The 20,036-nt window shown below is 62.6% G+C and carries 20 protein-coding genes; 11 read left to right on the forward strand and 9 right to left on the reverse strand.

Going from position 1 to position 20,036, the window contains the following annotated elements; all coding sequences use genetic code 11:
* The 3 genes from Q1A36_RS19355 to Q1A36_RS19365 form a co-directional block, all read left to right on the forward strand.
* Window positions 1-171, forward strand: a 171-nt coding sequence (locus Q1A36_RS19355) for a multicopper oxidase domain-containing protein (RefSeq protein ID WP_299847550.1), incomplete at its 5' end; no start/stop codon positions are given.
* An 11-nt stretch (window positions 172-182) separates the two neighbouring features.
* Window positions 183-893 (forward strand): DsbA family protein, encoded by a 711-nt coding sequence (locus Q1A36_RS19360; protein WP_299847496.1) that lies wholly within the window; start codon window positions 183-185, stop codon window positions 891-893.
* A 21-nt stretch (window positions 894-914) separates the two neighbouring features.
* Complete coding sequence (locus Q1A36_RS19365) at window positions 915-1,565, forward strand: L,D-transpeptidase (protein ID WP_299847498.1); 651 nt, start codon at window positions 915-917, stop codon at window positions 1,563-1,565.
* A 29-nt stretch (window positions 1,566-1,594) separates the two neighbouring features.
* Here Q1A36_RS19365 and Q1A36_RS19370 read toward each other — a convergent pair whose 3' ends face one another.
* The 5 genes from Q1A36_RS19370 to Q1A36_RS19390 all read right to left on the reverse strand — a co-directional run bounded on the left by Q1A36_RS19370 (window position 1,595) and on the right by Q1A36_RS19390 (window position 3,552).
* On the reverse strand, window positions 1,595-1,867 hold the full coding sequence (locus tag Q1A36_RS19370; RefSeq protein ID WP_299847500.1) for a hypothetical protein: 273 nt from the start codon (window positions 1,865-1,867) through the stop codon (window positions 1,595-1,597).
* Window positions 1,868-1,915: 48 nt separating this feature from the next.
* A complete protein-coding gene (locus Q1A36_RS19375; protein ID WP_299847502.1) occupies window positions 1,916-2,311 on the reverse strand; it encodes a cytochrome c in 396 nt (131 codons plus the stop codon).
* Window positions 2,312-2,374: 63 nt separating this feature from the next.
* The gene (locus Q1A36_RS19380) at window positions 2,375-2,854 is read right to left on the reverse strand and encodes a DUF411 domain-containing protein (protein ID WP_299847504.1); all 480 of its coding nucleotides are present in this window, start codon (window positions 2,852-2,854) and stop codon (window positions 2,375-2,377) included.
* A 93-nt stretch (window positions 2,855-2,947) separates the two neighbouring features.
* Entirely contained in the window at window positions 2,948-3,271 is a 324-nt protein-coding gene (locus Q1A36_RS19385; protein ID WP_299847507.1) for a hypothetical protein, read from the reverse strand.
* The gene (locus Q1A36_RS19390; RefSeq protein ID WP_299847509.1) at window positions 3,271-3,552 is read right to left on the reverse strand and encodes a metal-sensitive transcriptional regulator; all 282 of its coding nucleotides are present in this window, start codon (window positions 3,550-3,552) and stop codon (window positions 3,271-3,273) included. Before Q1A36_RS19390 ends, Q1A36_RS19385 begins: the two co-directional genes overlap by 1 nt.
* A 102-nt stretch (window positions 3,553-3,654) precedes the next feature.
* Here Q1A36_RS19390 and Q1A36_RS19395 point away from each other — a divergent pair, with 102 nt between their 5' ends.
* The 6 genes from Q1A36_RS19395 to Q1A36_RS19420 all read left to right on the forward strand — a co-directional run bounded on the left by Q1A36_RS19395 (window position 3,655) and on the right by Q1A36_RS19420 (window position 13,053).
* The gene (locus Q1A36_RS19395) at window positions 3,655-6,030 is read left to right on the forward strand and encodes a heavy metal translocating P-type ATPase (protein WP_299847511.1); all 2,376 of its coding nucleotides are present in this window, start codon (window positions 3,655-3,657) and stop codon (window positions 6,028-6,030) included.
* A 1,078-nt stretch (window positions 6,031-7,108) separates the two neighbouring features.
* Window positions 7,109-8,413, forward strand: a complete 1,305-nt coding sequence (locus tag Q1A36_RS19400; RefSeq protein ID WP_299847513.1) for an NAD(P)/FAD-dependent oxidoreductase — start codon at window positions 7,109-7,111, stop codon at window positions 8,411-8,413.
* Between the two features lie 59 nt (window positions 8,414-8,472).
* Window positions 8,473-8,877 carry a Rid family hydrolase gene (locus Q1A36_RS19405; RefSeq protein WP_299847515.1) on the forward strand — a complete coding sequence of 135 codons (405 nt, stop codon included), beginning with the start codon at window positions 8,473-8,475 and terminating at the stop codon, window positions 8,875-8,877.
* 32 nt (window positions 8,878-8,909) lie between these two features.
* A complete protein-coding gene (locus tag Q1A36_RS19410) occupies window positions 8,910-10,307 on the forward strand; it encodes an FAD-dependent oxidoreductase (RefSeq protein ID WP_299847517.1) in 1,398 nt (465 codons plus the stop codon).
* Window positions 10,304-11,707, forward strand: a complete 1,404-nt coding sequence (locus Q1A36_RS19415; RefSeq protein WP_299847519.1) for an aldehyde dehydrogenase family protein — start codon at window positions 10,304-10,306, stop codon at window positions 11,705-11,707. The genes Q1A36_RS19410 and Q1A36_RS19415 overlap by 4 nt, the downstream gene beginning before the upstream one ends.
* 38 nt (window positions 11,708-11,745) lie before the next feature.
* Entirely contained in the window at window positions 11,746-13,053 is a 1,308-nt protein-coding gene (locus tag Q1A36_RS19420; protein ID WP_299847521.1) for an NAD(P)/FAD-dependent oxidoreductase, read from the forward strand.
* A gap of 17 nt (window positions 13,054-13,070) precedes the next feature.
* On the opposite strand, the gene Q1A36_RS19425 is transcribed toward Q1A36_RS19420, so the two are convergent.
* From Q1A36_RS19425 to Q1A36_RS19435, 3 genes are all read right to left on the reverse strand, one after another.
* Window positions 13,071-13,736: a TetR/AcrR family transcriptional regulator gene (locus Q1A36_RS19425; protein WP_299847523.1), complete on the reverse strand. Its 666-nt coding sequence runs from the start codon at window positions 13,734-13,736 to the stop codon at window positions 13,071-13,073.
* A gap of 95 nt (window positions 13,737-13,831) precedes the next feature.
* Window positions 13,832-14,761 carry an alpha/beta fold hydrolase gene (locus Q1A36_RS19430; protein WP_299847525.1) on the reverse strand — a complete coding sequence of 310 codons (930 nt, stop codon included), beginning with the start codon at window positions 14,759-14,761 and terminating at the stop codon, window positions 13,832-13,834.
* The gene (locus Q1A36_RS19435) at window positions 14,758-15,939 is read right to left on the reverse strand and encodes an NAD(P)/FAD-dependent oxidoreductase (protein ID WP_299847527.1); all 1,182 of its coding nucleotides are present in this window, start codon (window positions 15,937-15,939) and stop codon (window positions 14,758-14,760) included. The genes Q1A36_RS19430 and Q1A36_RS19435 overlap by 4 nt, the downstream gene beginning before the upstream one ends.
* A gap of 270 nt (window positions 15,940-16,209) precedes the next feature.
* Between Q1A36_RS19435 and Q1A36_RS19440 the strand changes: the two genes are divergently transcribed.
* Both Q1A36_RS19440 and Q1A36_RS19445 read left to right on the forward strand, forming a co-directional pair.
* The gene (locus Q1A36_RS19440; RefSeq protein WP_299847529.1) at window positions 16,210-16,680 is read left to right on the forward strand and encodes a (2Fe-2S)-binding protein; all 471 of its coding nucleotides are present in this window, start codon (window positions 16,210-16,212) and stop codon (window positions 16,678-16,680) included.
* Entirely contained in the window at window positions 16,677-18,917 is a 2,241-nt protein-coding gene (locus Q1A36_RS19445; protein ID WP_299847531.1) for a molybdopterin cofactor-binding domain-containing protein, read from the forward strand. Before Q1A36_RS19440 ends, Q1A36_RS19445 begins: the two co-directional genes overlap by 4 nt.
* A gap of 66 nt (window positions 18,918-18,983) precedes the next feature.
* Here the strand turns inward: Q1A36_RS19445 and Q1A36_RS19450 are convergent, their stop codons facing one another.
* Window positions 18,984-20,018: an extracellular solute-binding protein gene (locus Q1A36_RS19450; RefSeq protein ID WP_299847533.1), complete on the reverse strand. Its 1,035-nt coding sequence runs from the start codon at window positions 20,016-20,018 to the stop codon at window positions 18,984-18,986.
* Window positions 20,019-20,036 lie beyond the last annotated feature (18 nt).

The following is a 20,036-nucleotide window of genomic DNA, read 5'->3' on the forward strand; positions in this document are numbered from 1 at the left end:
ATCAACGGCACGCGCTTCGCCGGGGCGCTGCGCGACACGGTCTACGTGCCGCCGATGAGCATGGTGACGGTGGCCGTAGATGCGGGCGAGGCGGCGGAATGGATGCTGCATTGCCACCACATGCCGCATCTGGCAAGTGGCATGATGACCACCTTCGCGGTCTCTGCATGAGGCGCGGTTTCATGGTAAAACTCAGTGCTCAATCGATGAAAGGGCCGTTCCGGGCGCGTCAGCGCCAGGATGAAGCCAAAGCTTTGTCAGACCAATCTGGAAACCGCATGCTCGGACGACGCTCGGTCCTGGGTCTTGTGTTCGCGACGCCGCTGGCGGCGATCGCGCCAAGAGTTGCAATGGCCGATCACTCGCTGCCAGTCGAATTTCGTCGGCAGTTGGAACGCGATCCCAATGCGCCGGTTCTGGGAAATCCCGATGGCGATGCAACGCTGGTCGAATTCTTCGACTATAATTGCCAGTTCTGTCGCGCGATGATGCCCGTGGTGAACGCGCTGCTTGACGCAGACCGCGGTCTGCGGATGGTGATGCGTGAGTGGCCGGTATTTGGCGAAGGATCGGTCTTTGCCGCGCGGGCCGCTTTGGCCTCGCGCAATCAGGGCCGCTACTTCGACTTTCACCAAGCATTGTTGGCCCAGAGGACCCGTGCCGAGCAGGCAAGCGTCCTGCGGACGGCCAGGTCAATCGGTCTTGATGTCGAGCGATTGCAGCGCGACATGGATCAGCCGACGGTAGGTCAGCATATCGATCAGTCCAACGCGCTTGCGAATGCGATGGGACTTGTGGGGACGCCAACCTTTATCGCGGGATCAGATTCGCTGTTTGGGGCCGTTTCGTCGACAGAGCTGGCCGAACTGGTCGCGACAACCCGCCGTAAGTGAATTTCATACAGGAGCACAAATATGCTGACACGAAGGCATTTCATTCAAACGACGACCGCGCTGTTCTCGGCTGCTGCCGCCAGTCCGGTCTTCGCGTCGTCCTGGCCCGATGCGGCGCAAAAGGCCGCATGGGACACCGAGGTCACTCCATTCGGTCCCAATCCATGGGGACTTCACCCTCGCTTCCTGCCGCAGCGCATCGTCGCGAATCCGGGTCTGGTGCCGGGGGACATCCATGTCGATGCGGTTGCGCGATACCTCTATCACATCGAGGAAGGCGGCACGGCGATGCGCTACGGTGTGGCTATCGGCAGGGGCGATCTCTATGAGCCCGGAACCTATGAGATCAAACGCAAGGTCGAATGGCCGCACTGGACCCCGACCCAGAACATGATCGAGCGCGAGCCAGAGATCTATGCGCAATTTGCGGGTGGGATGGAGCCCGGCCCCCAGAATGCGCTCGGCTCGCGGGCGCTCTATCTCTATGTCGGGGACCGGGATACCTATCTGCGGATACACGGCACGCCGTTTCCCACATCGATCGGCAGCAGGGCCAGTTCCGGCTGCGTTCGCATGGTCATGGCCCATATCAATGAACTGTATCCGCGTGTGCAGATCGGATCGACGGCCCATCTCTATTCGCCGGAAGGCAGCGTGACGGCGATTAGCTGAGCCGTCACGGCCTCGGCGGCCTGCCAGTGTCAGGACGAGAGTGCCTTGCAGATCTGGTTGCCGTTCGCCGCACGCAGCGGCACCAGTGTCGTCTCCACTTGCCCGCGATGCGAATACCAATAGCAATTGTCCTCGGCGACCAGTGTCGCCGTGGTCAGGTCCTGGTTGGGACCCGCAATGGCCACGACCTCCGGCGGGATGGGATAGGGAGAGCTGTTTTCGACGGCGGTCTCGGCCGTTCGCGCGGTACATCCTGCGGCCAGCAGAAGTGTCAGGGCGATTGCGGCGGTTCTTGTCTGCATCAGTTGGTCCTTCAATCGGTTGGGCAGATTCTTGGCAGGTGCCCGAGGTTACTCTGTGCTGTCTTCTGTGACACGGGTTTGAATGGCCCGCTCACGCTCGGGCCAGGTGGATTTGATATAGGCCAGAACGGCTGCGATCTGATCGTCGCTCAGGATGTCGCCAAAACCTGGCATGTCGCTTTCATAGCCGTTGCCGACGACCGCAGCCGAGCCGTCGCGGATGATCTGTTCCAGCAGCGCATCGGCATGGTGCCAGGTGTGGCCGGTTGCATCATGCGGAGGCGCAGGGTAGCGACCGTTTTCAAGCGGGATCTTCCAGTCCGGTTGGCCCTGCAGGTTCGCGCCGTGACAGGAAGCGCAGTTTTCATCGTACAGCCCTCGACCAAGCGCGATGACGGCCTCTGCCGTGACGAGCTTTTCGGACGTTCGGTTCACGCGCCACATGGTCAGCGTTGCAGCGGCCAATAGAGCCGCTGCAACAAGGGCGAGTGATCTGCCCGTCATCCGCTACTTGTCCAGGAGAAAGGGCTGCCCGTCGCCGGCCGAGCCACCCCAGGCGATGACCTCTGCGGTCGCATCGACCCCGCCACCCATGCCCGGAGAGCCGGCCGGCATCCCCGGCACCGCGATCCCGGTGATCTCGGGGCGCTGTTCCTGAAGCTGTCGGATGGCCGCGAAAGGCACATGGCCCTCGACTACATAGCCGTCGATCCGGGCGGTGTGGCAGGACCACAGGGCCTCGGGGACCTTGGCCGCGCGCTTCATGCCCTCGTAATCCGCAGTTTCGGTGATCTCGACCTCGAACCCTGCCTCGATGGCCAGATCCGCCCATGTGCCGCAGCAATCGCAGTTGGGGTCCTTGGTGATGCTGAGAAGGTTTGGCTTCTTGCCCGAACCTGTCGCCGCCATGGCCAGCGTTGAACTGGCCGAGATTGCCGCCGCCATGGCGAGCATCGCGCTGCGACGCGAGAAGTGGAATTTATTCATATCTGATCTCCTGTCGAGATTTCCGCGCCATCGGGTCCATGACCAGCAAAATGGCGCCACTGTGAATGGCTTGGCCTATCTGGCCATGCGACATCAGGCGGCAGCGCGTTGCGGAGGGCGCAGCGGAAGGCGGAGAGCCATTGTTTTTTCAGGCCGCACCGAGATGAAATGCTGCATTTTGCGCGGCAAGCGGGACTCGAGCGGCATCACTTCGGCCTGATGAACGGCGGCGCAAATGGCACAGACGCCATGTCGGAGTTTCAGCGGCTCGGTGCAGCAGTCATGTGCAGTCTGCTGCACGCCCGGTCCCATCATTGCTGTTGGCTGCTGCTGCGCCGCTGAGTCAGCGCCCAACGAAGCCGAGGTCATGTTGATTGCCAGAAGAAGGACCAGCAAACCGGAAAGCAGGAAACGCATCAGTCCCGAACCTTTTCCAGCAGTTCGACGACTTCGCGGAACATCACGCGCTGCCGGTCCTGATCGCCTGACTGGATCGCGGCCTCCATGCAGCTTCGGGCGTGGTCCTCGATCAGCAGGCGCTCGACCGCGCGCAGGGCCGAACGGATGGCAGCGGTCTGGTTCAGGATATCGACGCAGTAACGCCCGTCCTCGACCATGCGCGATACGCCCTGCAGCTGTCCGGAAAGCCGCGACAGGCGTTTCAGGATTGCATCCCGGTTCTGCTTGTCATGGGCCAAGGATGGACTCCGATCCGCAATAATCTGGCATTGCCATATACCCTGTATGGGTATACAGCAAGATGGATATACCCCCTATAGGTATTCGTCCGGGAGGCGACCATGAAGCACGATCACACCGACCACCAGAGCAAATCGCACGGGCATCAAACTCGTGGCGCGACGGGCGATGTGACAGCCGAGGCCGAGCCGGGCAAGGCCATCGATCCTGTCTGCGGGATGCAGGTGACGATCGGGAGTGACGCCCGCCAGCGCGACTATGCCGGTAAGACCTTCTTCTTCTGCTCGGACGGTTGTCAGTCGAAATTCGATGCAGACCCATGGTTCTACGCCTCTGGCGCGGCATCAAAGGCCACGAAAGCTGCTCCCGCCGGGACGCAATGGACCTGTCCGATGCATCCCGAGATCATCCGCGACAAACCCGGCGCCTGCCCCATCTGCGGCATGGCGCTGGAACCGATGATCCCCACGGACGAGCCCAGTGAGGAGCTGACGGATTTCACCCGCAGACTTTGGGTCAGCGTGGCCGCGGCGGTGCCGTTGATCATCCTGACCATGGGCGAGCTGATCGGCATCCCGGTCCGGGACTGGCTGGGCCACCGCGTAGCCGTCTGGCTGGAGTTCCTGCTGGCTACGCCGATTGTGCTGTGGGCAGCGCGCCCGTTCTTTCAGCGCGGTTTGGACTCGTTCAGAAACCGCTCGCCCAATATGTGGACACTGATCTCGCTCGGCGTGGGGGCTGCCTATCTCTATTCGCTGGTTGCAACCTTCCTGCCCGGAATCTTCCCCGAAGAATACCGGATGGGCGAAATGGTCGGCACCTATTACGAAGCCGCCGTCGTCATCGTGGCCCTGGTCTTTGTCGGGCAGGTGCTGGAGCTTCGGGCGCGGGAACGCACCGGGGACGCCATCAGGGCGCTGATGGACCTGACGCCAAAGATGGCGCGACGGATCCTGCCGGACGGCACGGAATATGATGCGCCACTGGAAAACATCATGGCGGGCGACCTGCTGCGCGTGCGGCCGGGCGATAGCGTGCCGGTCGATGGCGAGGTGGTCGAGGGATTGTCCTCGGTCGATGAAAGCCTGATCACGGGCGAGCCGGTGCCGGTCGAAAAGACCAAGGGCGATCGCGTAACCGGCGGCACGATCAACAAGAACGGCACGCTGGCGATCCGAGCGACCGATGTCGGTGCTGATACAGTCTTGTCGCAGATCGTGCAGATGGTTGCTGGTGCGCGGCGATCCAAAGCACCGATTCAGGGCTTGGCGGATCGTATTTCGGCGATTTTCGTGCCAACCGTTGTGGCGATTGCCGTCGCGGCCTTCGTCATCTGGCTGGCAGTCGGACCAAGCCCGTCCTTCGTCTTTGCCATCGCCTCGGCCGTGTCGGTTCTGATCATCGCCTGCCCCTGTGCGCTCGGTCTGGCGACGCCGATTTCCATCACCACAGCAGCAGGGCGAGGCGCGCAGGCCGGGGTTCTGGTCAAGAATGCCGAGGCGCTGGAGCTGATGGCCGATGTGGACACGCTGATTGTCGACAAGACCGGCACACTGACCGAAGGCAAACCGGCGCTGACCGATGTGTCGAGCTTTGGCGATGTGCCCGAGGACGAGCTGCTCGCCGCCGCCGCCGCTCTGGAGCGCGCCTCCGAGCACCCTCTGGCCGAGGCGATCGTCGATGGCGCGGCTGCGCGGGGGCTGACACTTGGGGCTGGCGAGGAGTTCGAGGCCGTGACCGGCAAGGGCGTCATCGGCAAGATCGGCGGCCGGCCTGTCGCGCTTGGCAATAACGCCCTGATGACCTCGCTTGGCATTGACTGCGACACAGGCGAGGCCACCGCCGACCGACTGCGCGGTGAAGGCAAGACCGCAATGTTCGTCGCGCTGGATGGCAAGCTGGCCGGGCTGGTCGCCGTCGCCGATCCGATCAAGCCAACCGCCGCATCCGCGATTCGCGATCTGCACGAACTCGGCCTGAAGGTGATCATGGCGACGGGCGACAACGAGCGCACTGCACAATCCGTCGCCTCAAATCTGGGTATCGACGAAGTGCACGCCGGGATGCTGCCCGAGGGCAAGCTGGATCTGATCAAAGCGCTGCGCGCGAGCGGTCGCAAGGTCGCCATGGCAGGTGATGGCGTGAACGACGCCCCCGCGCTGGCAGCGGCCGATGTGGGGATCGCGATGGGGACGGGTGCCGATGTGGCGGTCGAAAGTGCCGGTCTCACCCTTCTGGGCGGCGACCTGACAGGCATCGTCCGAGCCCGCAAGCTGGCAATCGCAACGATGCGAAATATCCGGCAGAACCTGTTTTTTGCCTTCGTTTACAATGCAGCCGGTATCCCGGTTGCTGCCGGTCTTCTTTACCCGGCCTTCGGTTTGCTGCTGTCGCCGATGATCGCAGCGGCGGCCATGTCGCTATCCTCCGTCTCGGTGATCGCGAATGCGTTGCGGCTGAAGCGGGTGGAACTGTAGGGCATTGAGCGCGATGGATCGGTGCGGCTTGCCTCGCCGATCACATCACCAAGGCATCAACTCATGTTTGAGAGATTGTCCGACAAACGGCACCGTGTTTTCGAGCAAGTGATTATTGCGCAATCTGTAGCAAAGCTTGTAGCAGTAGCGCCCTGCATCAATGCGAGCTATAAAATGCCGCATTGATATATAGATAGCTCCAGAACTCGCTTCAGGAACTTGGTGGAGCCAAGGATCACCAAGTAGTTTGAAATCGACAATTGAGAGATCTTTCAATTTATTGATATTTATACGAAATATTTCAGATTCACGCGTCTAGTGATGGCGAAGTGTTCCGGGAAATGTTACGGAATTCTGTTGCGCCGTCAGGCGTATCACATGCACGTGATGGGACAAGGGAAAGCCCAAAATTTCGCAGTCATCACGACTCTCCAGCATTGGGGCAAATGGGGGACGCAGACGTTTATCGCAGGCCTGACGCAAGACGCCCTGATGGCGCCATGGGTTATCACGGGGGCGATGAACGGCCCGGCCTTCGATACCTAAGTCGAAGCGCAACTGGCACCGGTGCTCGCTCCCGAAACCGTCGAGATTCTCGACAACCTGTCCACCCAGAAAAGTCCACGCGCTTCCGAAGCCCTGCGTGTCCGTCGTCAGATGATTTGGGGCACGAGGTGCTGACCGCGAACGGAGGGCCTGGCTCGTTGTGGTTTTAAGCCGTTCGGGCGCGTCTTGCGCTTCTCCTTGAAACTTGTCTGTCGCGCTGGCAAGGCCGACCGCATCCGCGCGCCATCCGAGGTCGAGATCAGCAGTCACAACTGCCGGGGCGCGAAGAGATTCTGCGCCCAAAGACCTGATTTCAGGCGACGGGGGCCGGCCCCGGAAGGGCGGTAGAACCCCGGCATGATATCTTCATACGATCATTTGGCATAATTGTTCGGGTTGTGCGGATTCCGTAGCATCGTGTGTGCACTGCACGGAAATACGGTTGATACGCGTTAGATTTTAATATACAGATGGATAATTAAGTGAGGAGACTCGCCGGGCGCATGAAGCTGCAACCAGGCAGGGGGGTAAGATGAACGACCAAGATTTCGATGTGGTGATTCTGGGGGCGGGCTTTGCCGGCATCACGGCCGCCCGGGAGCTGGCGAGATACGGGCGTCGGGTGCTGGTGCTGGAGGCGCGGGACCGCATTGGCGGGCGCGCCTGGACGACCGAGTTGAACGGAACCAAGGTCGAACTGGGCTGCACCTGGATTCACTGGTTCCAGCCCTATGTCTGGGCCGAGTTCCAGCGCGCGGGACTGGAGCTGCACGAGGATCCGTGGTTCCCGCCGATCACCATCTGGGCCGATGGGAAGCCGCAGGGGCTGGACTTCGACCGGTTCCGCGAGATCCTAATGCAGGCATGGCACGCCTTTGCCGGCGCGGCAGAGTCCGGTCCGGTGATGGAGCGTCCCTGGGATCTGGCATCGCTGGACGGCGCGCGCGAACTGGACGCGAAAAGCGTCCAGGATGTGATCGACTCGCTGGATCTGGAGCCGCTCGAGAAGGCCGCCTTCAGCGCCGAGATCGCCACCCAGATGAACGCGCTGCCCGAGGATGTCAGCTATCTGTCGCAACTGCGCTGGTGGTCGGCCTCGGGCTGGGATGTGGGGCTGATGATCGACTGCCTGGCGCGCTACAAGATCGAGACGGGCGTCACCTCGCTGATCACCCATATGGCCCAGCGGGCGGGATTGGCGATCCGGCTGAATGCGCCTGTGGAGAGGGTCGATCAGGCGGGCGATCGCGTCACGGTCACGATGCGGGATGGGTCAACAGTCACCGCGGCAAAGGTCGTCTGCGCCCTGCCGATGAATTGCCTGAAGGATGTCGAATTCCTGCCGCCGCTGGCCAATGCCAAGCTGGCGTTGTCGCAGGAAGGACATGCGGCCAAGGGCATGAAGGTGCTGTTCCAGACCGAGGGCGAGGCCGAGGGGCACGCGATCGTCGCGCCTCCTGGCGCTCCATTGAACCTGATCAACCCGATCCGCATTGACGGCGCGCGCCGCACCTATGTCGGCTTTGGCACCGATGGGGCCGCTTTCGATCCCTGCGATCTGGCCGAGGTGAACCGGGTTCTGGCCAGCCTGCAACCCGATCTGCAGGCGACCGCCTGTACCGGGCATGACTGGTCGAGTGACGAATTTGCCCGCGGCACCTGGCATATGCCGCGTCCCACCCAGAACATGCGCACCGCCGAGGCTTTTGCGCAGCCCGAGGGTCATGTGCATTTTGCCGGCGACTATCTGGCGAAGGGCTGGGTTGGCTTCATGGATGGTGCCATCGAATCCGGCTTTGCCACCGCCGAAAGCGTGGAAACGGCGCTGCGCGGCTGATCGCGCGGTCCGTCACTTCAACCCCGTCACTTCAATCAGGACAGCGAGGAGGCTGGATCATGGTCAGGAAGCCGGAATTCTTTCATCTCAAGCCGGAAATGGAACAGAGCTATTGCATGTCGATGGCGGTTCGTGCCGGTGACTATGTGTTTATCGGTGGTCTGACCTCGACCGACGACGACGGCAACGAGGTCCATGCAGAGGATGCGGCGCTGCAGGTGAAGCGTATCTACGAGATCCTCGGCAAGATCCTCGGGCATTATGGCGGCACGCCGCAGGATATCGTCAGCGAGGTCATCTATTACACGGTCTCGGCGACCGAATTCAACGAGACGCTGTTCCCGCATCGGCAAGCCTTCTATGGCGCAGACGGGCCCTCGGTTGCCGGGATGCAGGTCGTGGGTTTCACCGATCCCTATATCAAGGTCGAGACCACCCATATCGCCTATCTGCCTGAAAACTGATGCGATCGATGGGGGCGTCGGGGGAAGCTGCGGTGGCGGGTTCGCCGCCGCATGCGGGAAAGTCATTCTGGCTGCAGGACTACGGGGCCTACCAGCCCAATGCCGATCTGGCGCGCGATCTCTATTGCGACGTGCTGGTCATTGGCGGCGGCATTGCGGGTCTGTCTGCGGCCTGGCACGCGGCGAAGAGCAGCAGCGGCAGGGTGGTGCTGATCGAGTCCGAGGTGATCGGCTTTGGTGCTTCGGGTCGGGCGGCGGGCTGGATCATGCCGCAATTCGGCATGGATCAGGTTGCCATCCGCAAGACCTATGGCGATGAGCGCGCGAAAGCCGCCTTTGCCTATTGCCTGCGCGCCATGAACTATACCCGCGAGACCATCGCGGCGCAGGGGCTGGACAGCGACTACCGACATCCCGGCCTGATGCGCGTGGCCTTTGATGATCGCTGGATCGGTGAACTGGAGGCCCTGCACGCCATGCTCGAAGATTTCGGCGTGCCCGATCTTCGCTGGCTGGAGGGGGCGGAGGTTCAGGCGGCATTCGCCGGCAATCGCAATTTCCGGGCGGCCAGCCTTGATCCGAATCTGGGTCTGCTCAACCCGCTGAAACATGTCCGCAGCCTGAAGAAACTGGCCGCGTCTGCCGGGGTCGAGATCTTCGAGAATACGCCAGCCCTGCATCTGGAGCGGAGGACGGGGGGCGTTCATGTGGCCACGCCGCGCGGCAGCGTCAGGGCCAGCAAGCTGGTGGTGGCGACCAATGCCTTTACCCATCTGCTTGAGGGTCCGCTGGGGCGCGAGATGCGTCACCTGCAATCGCCTGTCTTTGCGCGCGGTGCGGTGACCGAACGGCTGAGCCCGCAGCAATGGTCGGAGATAGGTTGGGAGCGGGGAAACGCGATCGAGAGCACGCTTGATCTGTTCCACTACATGGCGCCCACCCGTGATGGCCGCATTCAATTCTACTGGATCTATCACGGCGGTCATTCGCGGTTCGGCGAGATGGAGCCGGCAGCCTCGGCCGAGGGGGCAGCGGCCTCGCTGGATCATCTGAAGCGCATTTTTCCCCGGCTCAGGGGGGTGCGGCTGGCGCATCACTGGGGCGGGCACATGTCCGGGACGTGCGACCTTGTGCCCCATCTGACCACATTGGGCGATGACCGGGTGATCTATATCGGCGGATGCTGGGGCCACGGTCTGGCGATGAGCCTGCTGCACGGACAGACGGTGGCGGACATGCTGAACGATACCCGCAGCGAGCTGACCGACTTCTGGATCGTCAACCGCAAGCCGAAACCTTGGCCCGTCAGGCCGTTCGATCATCTGGGCAAGGGGTTTCACTGGCATCGCCTGAAGCGCAAGGCGCTGAGGCGGATGGCCGGATCCATCTTCGATGATGCAAGGCCACGGGGCCGGGGAGAGCAGGGATGAGTGACTTCAAGCTGTTGATCGGCGGTAAGCTGGTCGACGGGATGGGCCAGATCGATGTGATCGACCCCTCCACCGGGATGCCCTTTGCCACAGCACCCGTGGCGGACGAGGAGCAGCTGGACGAGGCGGTCGCCGCCGCGAATGCGGCCCTTGCCGCATGGGCCGGGCTGCCGCTGTCCGCCCGCGCGGCGATGCTTGCGAGCTTTGCCGACCGGATCGAGGACGAGGCGCCCCGGCTGGCGCGTCTGTTGACCCGGGAACAGGGCAAGCCCCTGCCGCAGGCGCTGTTCGAGGTCGAGGCCACGATCCGTGGTATCCGCCATTTCGCCGCCTGCGATCTGCCTGATCAGCGCCGTCCCCATGCGGCGGGCGAATATACGCTGCGCCGGGTGCCCCTGGGCGTCGTCGCCTGCATCGTACCGTGGAATTTTCCGCTGGTCCTCGCGTCGAACAAATACGGCGCCGCGCTGCTGGCCGGAAACACGGTCATCCTGAAGCCGGCACCGACAACACCGCTGACCACGCTGGAACTGGGTCGCATCGCATTGGGGGTATTCCCGCCCGGTGTCTTCAACGTGCTCAGCGATGCCGGCGATCTGGGGCCGGCGCTGACGGCCCATCCCGACATCGCCAAGATCGCCTTCACCGGCTCGACGCCGACAGGCAAGCGGGTCATGGCGGGCGCGGCAGAGACGCTGAAACGGGTGACGCTGGAACTGGGCGGCAATGATGCCGCGATCGTGCTGGCCGATGCGGATCTCGAGGCGGCCATCTCCGGGCTGACGCAGACTGCCTTCCTGAATGCCGGCCAGATCTGCGTCGCGCCGAAACGGATCTATGTCCATGCCTCGATCCATGATCGCTTCTGCGAGGGTGCAACGAAACTGGCACGCGCGATGACACAGGGGGCGGGTCTCGATGAGGGCGTCGAGATCGGGCCGGTGCAGAACCGCGCCCAGTTCGAGAAGCTGAAGGATTACCTTTCCATCGCTCGTCAGGATGGCACGGTGCTGTGCGGTGGCGAGGCCGCCCATGGTCCGGGATATTTCATCCCGCCGACCGTAGTGCGCGATCTGGCCGATGACAGCCGGCTGGTCACTGAGGAACAGTTCGGGCCGATCATGCCGATCCTGTCCTTCGAGGACGAGGACGAGGTATTGGGGCGCGCCAATGCCAGCCCCTTCGGCTTGGGCGGTTCTGTCTGGTCGCGAGATACCGCGCGGGGACAGAGATTGGCCTGGCAGATGCAGGTCGGCATGGTCTGGGTCAACCAGCACCTTGCTGTTGGGCCGGATATTCCCTTCGCCGGGGCCAAGGCCTCGGGCACCGGGGTCGAAACCGGGCCGGAAGGCATCGAGGAATTCACCCGCGTGCAGGTGCTGATCCCGGCATGGCAGTAGGCCCGCAACTTCAGGAGAGTGACAGGATGGGGGATGATATGGCGCAGGAGATCTTTGACGCGATCGTCGTGGGGGCCGGCTTCTCGGGTCTGGTCGCGGCGCGGGAATTGTCGGCGCAGGGACATTCGGTTGCTCTGGTCGAGGCGCGCGACCGGATCGGCGGGCGCACCCATACGATCGAATTTCTGGGCCGCACCGTCGAGATCGGCGGGGCGGGGGTGCATTGGGTACAGCCGCATCTTTTCGCCGAGATGCAGCGCTATGGCTTCGGGTTCAAGGAAGCGCCGCTGCTGGATCTCGACCGCTCGGCGATGCTTCTGGCGGATGGCCGGCTGATCGAGATCGAACCCGAGGAATTCGACCGCGCATATACAGCGGCATTCGACAAGTTCTGCGCCCGTTCGAAAGAGCTGTTTCCACGGCCCTATTCGCCACTCGAGAATCCCGAGGTGGCGCGGCTGGATCATGTCTCGGCGCGCGAGCATCTGGAATCGCTGGGGCTGAGCGAGATCGAGATGGCGGCGATGAATGCCGAGCTGACCCTCTATGGCGGCAATGCGACAAGCGAGTTCAGCTATCCGAGCTTCGTCAAGTTCCATGCGCTGGCATCCTGGGATACCTATGTCTTCACCGATTCCGAAAAGCGCTATCACGTCAAGGGCGGGACGGCGGCGCTGTGCAAGGCGATCTTCGACGACATCCGGGGGCAGGTCTTCATGGGTCAGCCGGTCACCGAGGTCAGTCAGGATGCCGAGGGGGTGACGCTGCTCTTGGCAGATGGCAACCGCATTCGCGGCCGCTCTGCGATCCTGACCCTGCCGACGAAATGCTATGCCGACCTGCGCTTTCATCCGCCGCTGCCGCCCGAGAAGGTCGCGTTCATCGAACATGCCGAGATGGCCGAGGGTGCGGAGCTGTATGTCCATGTGAAGCAGAACCTCGGGAATACCTTCTGCTTCTGCGATGACCCGAACCCGTTCAATGCGGTCCAGACCTATGAATATGGCGATGCGCTGGGGACGATCTTGAAAATCACCATCGGCCGCGAGGCGCTGATCGATCTCGACGATCAGACGGCCATCGCGGCGCAGATCCACAAGATCCATGGCGATGTCGAGGTGCTGGCGACCAGCGGATATAACTGGGGCAGGGATCGTTTCGCGCGGACCAGCTGGGCGGCCTATCGCAAGGGGTGGTTCTCGCGCTATCCCGACATGGCCAAGCCCGAGGGCCGGCTGTTCTTTGGCGGCTCGGCGACCGCCAATGGCTGGCATGAATATATCGATGGCGCCGTCGAGGCGGGCCTGCGGGCGGCGCGAGAGGTGCGCCAGTATTTCGCCGCCTGAGCCTCGAGGGGTGCCGGTCAGTTGGCCGGCGCCCGCATCCCTGCCGAAAGGAAGGTGACCAGATTGTCCAGCATCTCTTCCTTGCCAAGCGCGGTGATCTGGCCTTCGGTCAGATCCTCGATCCGGCCAAGGTCGTTCAGCATGAACATATAGGTGCCGACCAGAAACGACATGCGCAGGCTGATCTTCGCACGCGTCAGCTGTGGCAAAAGCGTCTCCAGCGCGTCGATATATCGCTTCACCGAGGCGTCATAGACCTCGTGGCGCAATTGCAGCGCCTGCTGCTCGGGCTCGGCATGCAGGCGGGCCTGAAGGCGAACAAAGGCCGCGCCGTTCGGGCCCGAATGTTTCATGTCCCATTGCGGTTGCAGATAGGCGCGGATGACGCTCTCGACATCCATCGGCTGATCCGATGCCAGCAGGCGGTCCAGCAGCACATGGCGATTGCCCGACAGGACACCGCCATAGCGGCGAAACACCTGCTCGAACAACTGTTCCTTGCTGCCGAAATAATAGCGGATCAGCCCCTGATTCACACCGGCGCGGGCGGCGATGTCGCGGGTGCGTGCGCCGGCAAAGCCGGCCTCGGCGAAGGCCAGACCCGCCTCGTCAAGGATCCTGTCGCGCAGGTCCTCATCACCTTTCGGCCGGCCCGGTTTGCGTTGGGTTTCGCGTTTTGCCATGGCGGTGCTGTGCAATCCTGCGTCGTTCACGAAATTCACTTTCTGGATAATAGCCTGTCCGGGTGGCAGCGTTCAAGCATCCTGCTTGTCGCAGTCTATCTGCCCGGCAAGCCCAGCCTGCGCGTCAGCCAGCCAATCAGAAACGCGGCGATCTGATCGCTGTTGGTTTCCGACATCATCATATGGCCATTGCCGGTGATGCCGTGCTCCTCGAGCCGGATATGTTCTGCGTCATGTCCCTGCCGCGCCAGAAAATCCGCTGCCCGCGCATTGTTGGCGCGCATCCATGTCGCCTCTCCGGAGACAACGGCGATGGGCCGTGCATATGGATCAGCCGGTCCGGCAAAAGCCACCGCCGACAGCCCATTATCGAAACGGCCCAGAGCATGTTGCAGCCCGGGTTCGCCAAGGGGTTCGATGGCGAGGATCGCTGCAACCTGATCGCCGCCCATCGCCGCAAGCGCCCATCCAAGAGGACCGCCGGCGGAGTGGCTGACCAGAACGGTGGGGCCGGTCAACTGAAACAGCTGCGTGGCGATCGCCTCGACATGGCGCTGGCTGGCCTCCAGCGTCGTGGCCATCGGTCCTTGGCTGGCCATGAAGCGATCACCCGCAACTGGGGTTTCGGGCCAGCGGCTGTGCCGATCCGCCCCGGGCCAGGGCGCGGCGCGCGCCGGCTCGACAAAGCGGGGATAGAGAAATTCATAGCTGGGCGCGGGCAGGGACGATCCCAGAACCTTCGGATTCCAGGAATTGCGCCCATGGCCGGGCCGGTCGAGGACATGGACCGGAAATCCGGCCCGGAGGAAGGCGTGAACCCATCCCGGCCGACCGTCTGGGGTGCGCAGGAACTCGGATCCCTGACCGCCGCCGCCATGCACGAAGGTCACCGACAGCGCGCGCGGATGTTCCGGAATGAACCATTCGACATAGGCCGAGATGCCTGGATAGGTCTCGCCGTCGACCACCCGGCGTTCCGTTGTCAGGAAGGTGCCGCCGAAATCCTGCAGGGCATAGCCTGTCATTCGCCGGGGAACCTTGTCTGCATGCTCTCGGTAAAGCCGAAGGCCTCGCGCATCAGGGCGTCGCTTTTGCCGATGGCTCGGGTGCGGTCGATCCAGTCGTCCTTCTGCACGCCGGATTTCATGTAATACATGGTGCGCAGATTGTCGCTGGCGCGGGGCGAGGTGACCTCGATGAAGGTACGCCGCCGGTCACGGTCATAGAAGTCCAGCAGGTCCTCGCCCGCGCCGCCATGGATCACCCGGTTCAGCACCTCGATCAGCGCAAAGGCATCGAACATGCCACCGGTCAGGCCAAGCCCGCCGGTCGGATTGGTGATATGAGCGGCATCGCCCACCAGAAGGATGCGACCGACCCGCATCCTGTCGGCCACCCGCTGATGCATCCGGTAGGGCGAGAAGGTATCAAGACGCCAGGGAGTGTCGGGCAGAAACTTGCGGAATTCGGTCTCGATCCGCTCTGCGATCTGATCCTCGGGCAGGCTGGGATCTTCCATCAGGGTGACGCGCCACATGTTGCCGGTATCGATCTTGCAGATCACCGAGCCATAGGTTTCGTCGATCTGCATGGTGGCATTGGCATAGCCCTGACCGCCCAGATCGATCTCCAGATTGGTCGCCAGATAGCGGTTCGGCCAGGTGGTGCCGAAGAAGTTCAGCCCCAGCACCTGCTGGCGCACGGTGCTGCCGCCGCCATCTGCGCCGATCAGATAGGCCGCTTCCAGCGTCTCGGGGCCGGCGGGGCCGTCGATCTCGACGATGACACTTCCATCCGTCTGCCTTGCCCCCGTCACGCGGGACGAGAAGCGCAGGTTAACGCCGGGCGTGGCGGCGACATGGCGGGCGAGGACTGCGGATAATTCGCCCTGATGCAGGTGCAGCGCATAGGGATGGGGCGCAATGCCATCGAGGCAGGACAGGCTCCAGCGCAGCATCTCGCCGCTGGAGTGCACGCGCCAGGCGAAATCCTGACGGACGAACCCGGCCGCAATGCAATCATCCAGCAGGCCCATGCGGTCGAGATGGGGCAGAACGGGATAGTGATAGACGAGTGCCCGCGGGGTCTCGTTCAGCTTGTCGCCGGCTTCCAGGATGGTCACCTGCGTTCCGGCTTTTGCCAGCCCGATGGCGGTCAGCAATCCGGTCGGCCCGGCGCCCGCGATGATGACATGATCCTTCATGCTGCATTCCCCCTGTGCATGTCGGGCCAGGTTCGTGGCAAAGCCATGCGGACTGGCGCTTGTGGGTTAGATCGTGACGTGTCTCGGCTCGCTCTACCACCGCGCGCGAAAAATTGCAATATTGAATAATTAACTTGAGCTATGTCGAGCGATCTTTGCTGCTGCGTCTAATGCCATGCTTTGAAATAATTGCTATAATGAATAATTATTGGTAGAATTTCCGCAGGGGCCGCATCGCCGGCCCGTGCTTGCAGGGGAGGTGCTGGCAGGATGGCTATCGAATTCACGTTGAACGGCAAGGCGGTCTCGGTCGATGTCGACCCGGATACGCCCTTGCTCTGGGTGATCCGCGATCACCTGAAGCTGAAGGGAACGAAATTCGGCTGTGGGGTCGGCATGTGCGGGGCCTGTACCGTGCATGTGGACGGGCGGGCGCAGCGCAGCTGTGTTTTGCCGGTCGAGATGGCCGCCGGCATGTCCGTCACCTCGATCGAGGGGCTGGACCCAGAGGGCGGCCATCCCGTGCAACGCGAATGGATCGAAAAGGCCGTGCCGCAATGCGGCTATTGCCAGGCTGGCATGATCATGGCGGTCTCGGCGCTTCTGGCCGAGAACCCGCAACCGACCGACGAGGATATAGACATGTCCCTGACCAATATCTGCCGTTGTGGAACCTATCCACGCATTCGCGCGGCGATCCATGCGGCGGCAGAGGCCATGACGGCGGAGGCGGGGCAATGACGGTCAGCAGACGCAATTTTCTGTGCGGCTCTGCGGCAATCGGGGGTGCTATCCTGTTCCCGATCACCCGGGCAGGTGCGGTTTCATCAGAGGCCGCGGCCACCCAGAGCACCGAGATCCTGTCTTGGATCGCCATCAACGCGGATGGCTCGATCACCTTCAGGGTGCCGCAGGTCGAGTTGGGGCAGGCCGTCACCACCACCATTCCGCAGATCCTGGCAGAAGAGCTGGACGCGGACTGGGAGACGATCCGCGTCGAATTCTATGACCCGCGACAGAACCGCCCCGACGGCACGCCTTATTCCTGGACGACCACTTTGGGCAGTTCCTCGGCCCACTACCTGTTCCAGCCCGCACACATTGCCGCCGCACAGGTGCGCGACATGCTGCTGTCGGCGGCGGCAACGCGGCTGAACGTGTCAAAGGATCAACTGTCGACCGACGGCAATGCCGTCAGCGCACCATCGGGTGAAACCATCGGCTATGCCGAACTGGCACCCGAAGCGGCCAATCTGACGCATCCTGCGCCCGAGTCCGTGACCTTCCGCGCCGCCGCCGATCGGCGCTTTGTCGGCAAACCTGTGCCGCGCCTGAACGTGCCAGCCATCACCACCGGCAAGCTCGTCTATGGGATCGATGTCGATCTGCCGGGCATGCGCCATGCGGCGATTCGGCAATGTCCGGTCTTTGGCGGCAGCCTTGGCCAGGTGGACGAGACGCCGCTGGCCGGTCTGTCGGGCAACCCGATCCTCTTGCGCCTGAAGGGCGGCTTTGTCGGCTACAATTCCCCCGTGCCAGAGGGGCAGGACCCCGATCTCTGGGCTGCTCCGGTCAAGACCGATGACAGTGTTGTCGTGGTCGCGGACAGCTGGTGGCAGGCGAAATCGGCGGTCGAATCGCTCGAAATAGATTGGGATACCACCGCTCATGCCGATTTTTCGACCGAGGCTTTGCGCGCGCGCCTGTCGAAGCTGGCCGAGGGTGATCTGCCGGTGGTGCTGGAGCGCGGCGATACCGCAACCGCGCTGTCCGCAGCCCCTCAGCGACTGAGTGCGAAATATGTCTTTCCCTATATGGACCCGGCTCCGCTGGAGCCGCTGAACTGCACGGTTCTGGTCGAGCCGGGGAGGGTCTCGCTGTGGACCGGATCGCAATATCCCGATGACGCCCATCGCATCGCGGCAGAGCTGACCGGGACGCCCCCGGATCAGGTCACGCTGCATCTGATGAATTGCGGAGGCGGCTTTGGTCGGGGGCTGCAGAACGACTTTGTCCATCAGGCCGTGCAGATCGCCATGACCATGCCCGGTGTCCCGGTGAAACTTCTGTGGACGCGCGAGGAATGCATCCAGCACAGCAGCTATGCCCCCTTTACCGTGGCGCGTTATGAGGGTGGGCTGGATGATCGGGGACAGATCGAAAGCTGGTCGCTGAACATCGCCTCGTCACGTTCGGCCGAGCAGTCCTATGGCGGCACCAGCTTTCCCTATTTCTTCCCGAACATGCGCATCGGCTATCAGCGCGACGAGTGGGCAACGCTGCCCTTCGGCTGGATGCGCGGCGTCGGCATGACGCAGCATGTCTGGATGAACTATGGATTTCTGGGTGAACTTGCGGCGGCCAGCGGGCGCGATCAGTTGGATTTCTATCGCGACCTGCTGGATCCGCGCCACATTCCCGAAGTCCTTGAAACCCGCGACATCGCGGTGGAGCGCGCCGCCCGCCTGCGCGCAGTGCTGGACCGCGCGGCCGAGGCATCGGGCTGGGGCGCGCCAAAGCCTGCTGGAACCGGTCGGGGCATCGTCGTTGCCGATAGCGCCTACTACCCGGGCTATGCCTCGTCGACCAAGGCGGCGGTGGCCGATGTGACGCTGGGTGAGGGGACCGTCCGGGTGGACAAGGTGGCGATCACCATCAACGCCGGGACCATCATCAACCCGGATGTCGTCCACCAGCAGCTCGAGGGCGCGGTGATCTTTGCGCTGAACAATACCTTCCTCAGCGAGATCACGGTCGAGGGCGGGCAGGTCCAGCAAAGCAATTTCGGCGACTATCCGATCCTGCTGATCGACCGCATACCGCAGATCGAGATCACCATCCTGCAGGGTGAGGGTGATCCGCTGGGGGTGGGTGAGGATGCCACGCCGATCACCATCGCCGCGGTGCTGAATGCGATCGCCGATGCCGGTGGCCCGCGCATCCGGTCGCTGCCGGTGAAGGAGCTGGAGCTGATCTGACAGCACCCATGACATGAAAAAGGCCCGCGTCCTGCGCGGGCCTTTGCTTTTGACTGATCTGGCGGTCTACTTCTTCACATCGGTCCAGATGCGGCTGTAGATCTTTTCAATCTCGGGCGAACAGGTGCGGGCGAAATAGGTGTTCTCGGCGAATTCGGCCGGCACCTTGATCTCGGGCGCGTCCAGCATCTCGGGGTCCATGAAGGGCTCCGACCCGGCCACGCCATTGGCATAGCGGGTGAAGTTCGACAGGATGGCGGCGTTTTCGGGATCCATCATGAAATTCATGAACAGCCGGGCATTCTCGGCATTCTGCGCATCGGCGAGGATCGCGGCATTGTCCATCCAGGTCGGATAGCCGGTCGCGGCATAGCCATAATGGATCGCCGGGTTCTGAAGCCGTGCACGCATGGCCGGGCCGTTCCAGTCCATCGTCGCGGCATAGTCGCCGTTGACCATCTGTTCCAGCGTGGAATAGTCCATCGAGATCCAGTTTTCCTTGGCCTTGACCAGCAGGTCGCGGACCTTGACCAGCAACTCCTTGTCATCGGTGCACAGGTCGGTGCCGCCAAGGTAATAGATCGCCAGCCCCATGACATCGCGCATCTCGGGCACGACATTGACCTTGCCCTTCAGCTCGTCGGGCGTGTCGAACAGCAGCGCGGCCGTGTTGATTTCTCCCTTGTACATGTCGGTATTCACCGTGATCCCGACCGTGCCCCAGAGCCACGGAATCGTATAGCTGCGGCCCGGATCGAACTCGACATCCACCCATTTGGGAGCCAGATGGGCAAAGTTTTCCATCTGGTTCGGCAGGCTTTCCGCCAGCAGCCCTTCCTGCACATAGATCGGCACATAGGCGCTTGAGCCGATCCAGATATCAAAGCCATGCCCACCCGCCTGGATCTTGGCCAGCGCGGTGTCGCTGCTGTCATATTCGGTCACCGTGACCTTCACATCATGTTCGGCTTCGAACTTCGTGACCAGATCGGGGGCGATGTAGTTGCCCCAGTTGTAGATGTTCAACTGGCCTTCGGCTGCAGCCTGACCGGCCAGAAGGCCAAGCGCCAGACTTCCCCATATGATGGGTTTGGTTTTCATAGACTTCTCTCCCTATAA

It is taken from the genome of uncultured Paracoccus sp., assembly GCF_947487305.1.
In the GTDB taxonomy this organism is placed as follows: Bacteria; Pseudomonadota; Alphaproteobacteria; order Rhodobacterales; family Rhodobacteraceae; genus Paracoccus.

Bases quoted from the DNA above. Each gene is read 5' to 3' on its own strand.
- Q1A36_RS19380 (WP_299847504.1), bottom strand. From the start codon at position 2,854: ATGAATAAATTCCACTTCTCGCGTCGCAGCGCGATGCTCGCCATGGCG.
- Q1A36_RS19450 (WP_299847533.1), bottom strand. From the start codon at position 20,018: ATGAAAACCAAACCCATCATATGGGGAAGTCTGGCGCTTGGCCTTCTG.
- Q1A36_RS19360 (WP_299847496.1), top strand. From the start codon at position 183: ATGGTAAAACTCAGTGCTCAATCGATGAAAGGGCCGTTCCGGGCGCGT.
- Q1A36_RS19400 (WP_299847513.1), top strand. From the start codon at position 7,109: ATGAACGACCAAGATTTCGATGTGGTGATTCTGGGGGCGGGCTTTGCC.
- Q1A36_RS19365 (WP_299847498.1), top strand. From the start codon at position 915: ATGCTGACACGAAGGCATTTCATTCAAACGACGACCGCGCTGTTCTCG.
- Q1A36_RS19440 (WP_299847529.1), top strand. From the start codon at position 16,210: ATGGCTATCGAATTCACGTTGAACGGCAAGGCGGTCTCGGTCGATGTC.
- Q1A36_RS19385 (WP_299847507.1), bottom strand. From the start codon at position 3,271: ATGCGTTTCCTGCTTTCCGGTTTGCTGGTCCTTCTTCTGGCAATCAAC.
- Q1A36_RS19420 (WP_299847521.1), top strand. From the start codon at position 11,746: ATGGCGCAGGAGATCTTTGACGCGATCGTCGTGGGGGCCGGCTTCTCG.
- Q1A36_RS19435 (WP_299847527.1), bottom strand. From the start codon at position 15,939: ATGAAGGATCATGTCATCATCGCGGGCGCCGGGCCGACCGGATTGCTG.
- Q1A36_RS19415 (WP_299847519.1), top strand. From the start codon at position 10,304: ATGAGTGACTTCAAGCTGTTGATCGGCGGTAAGCTGGTCGACGGGATG.
- Q1A36_RS19395 (WP_299847511.1), top strand. From the start codon at position 3,655: ATGAAGCACGATCACACCGACCACCAGAGCAAATCGCACGGGCATCAA.
- Q1A36_RS19445 (WP_299847531.1), top strand. From the start codon at position 16,677: ATGACGGTCAGCAGACGCAATTTTCTGTGCGGCTCTGCGGCAATCGGG.
- Q1A36_RS19375 (WP_299847502.1), bottom strand. From the start codon at position 2,311: ATGTGGCGCGTGAACCGAACGTCCGAAAAGCTCGTCACGGCAGAGGCC.
- Q1A36_RS19430 (WP_299847525.1), bottom strand. From the start codon at position 14,761: ATGACAGGCTATGCCCTGCAGGATTTCGGCGGCACCTTCCTGACAACG.
- Q1A36_RS19425 (WP_299847523.1), bottom strand. From the start codon at position 13,736: ATGGCAAAACGCGAAACCCAACGCAAACCGGGCCGGCCGAAAGGTGAT.
- Q1A36_RS19405 (WP_299847515.1), top strand. From the start codon at position 8,473: ATGGTCAGGAAGCCGGAATTCTTTCATCTCAAGCCGGAAATGGAACAG.
- Q1A36_RS19370 (WP_299847500.1), bottom strand. From the start codon at position 1,867: ATGCAGACAAGAACCGCCGCAATCGCCCTGACACTTCTGCTGGCCGCA.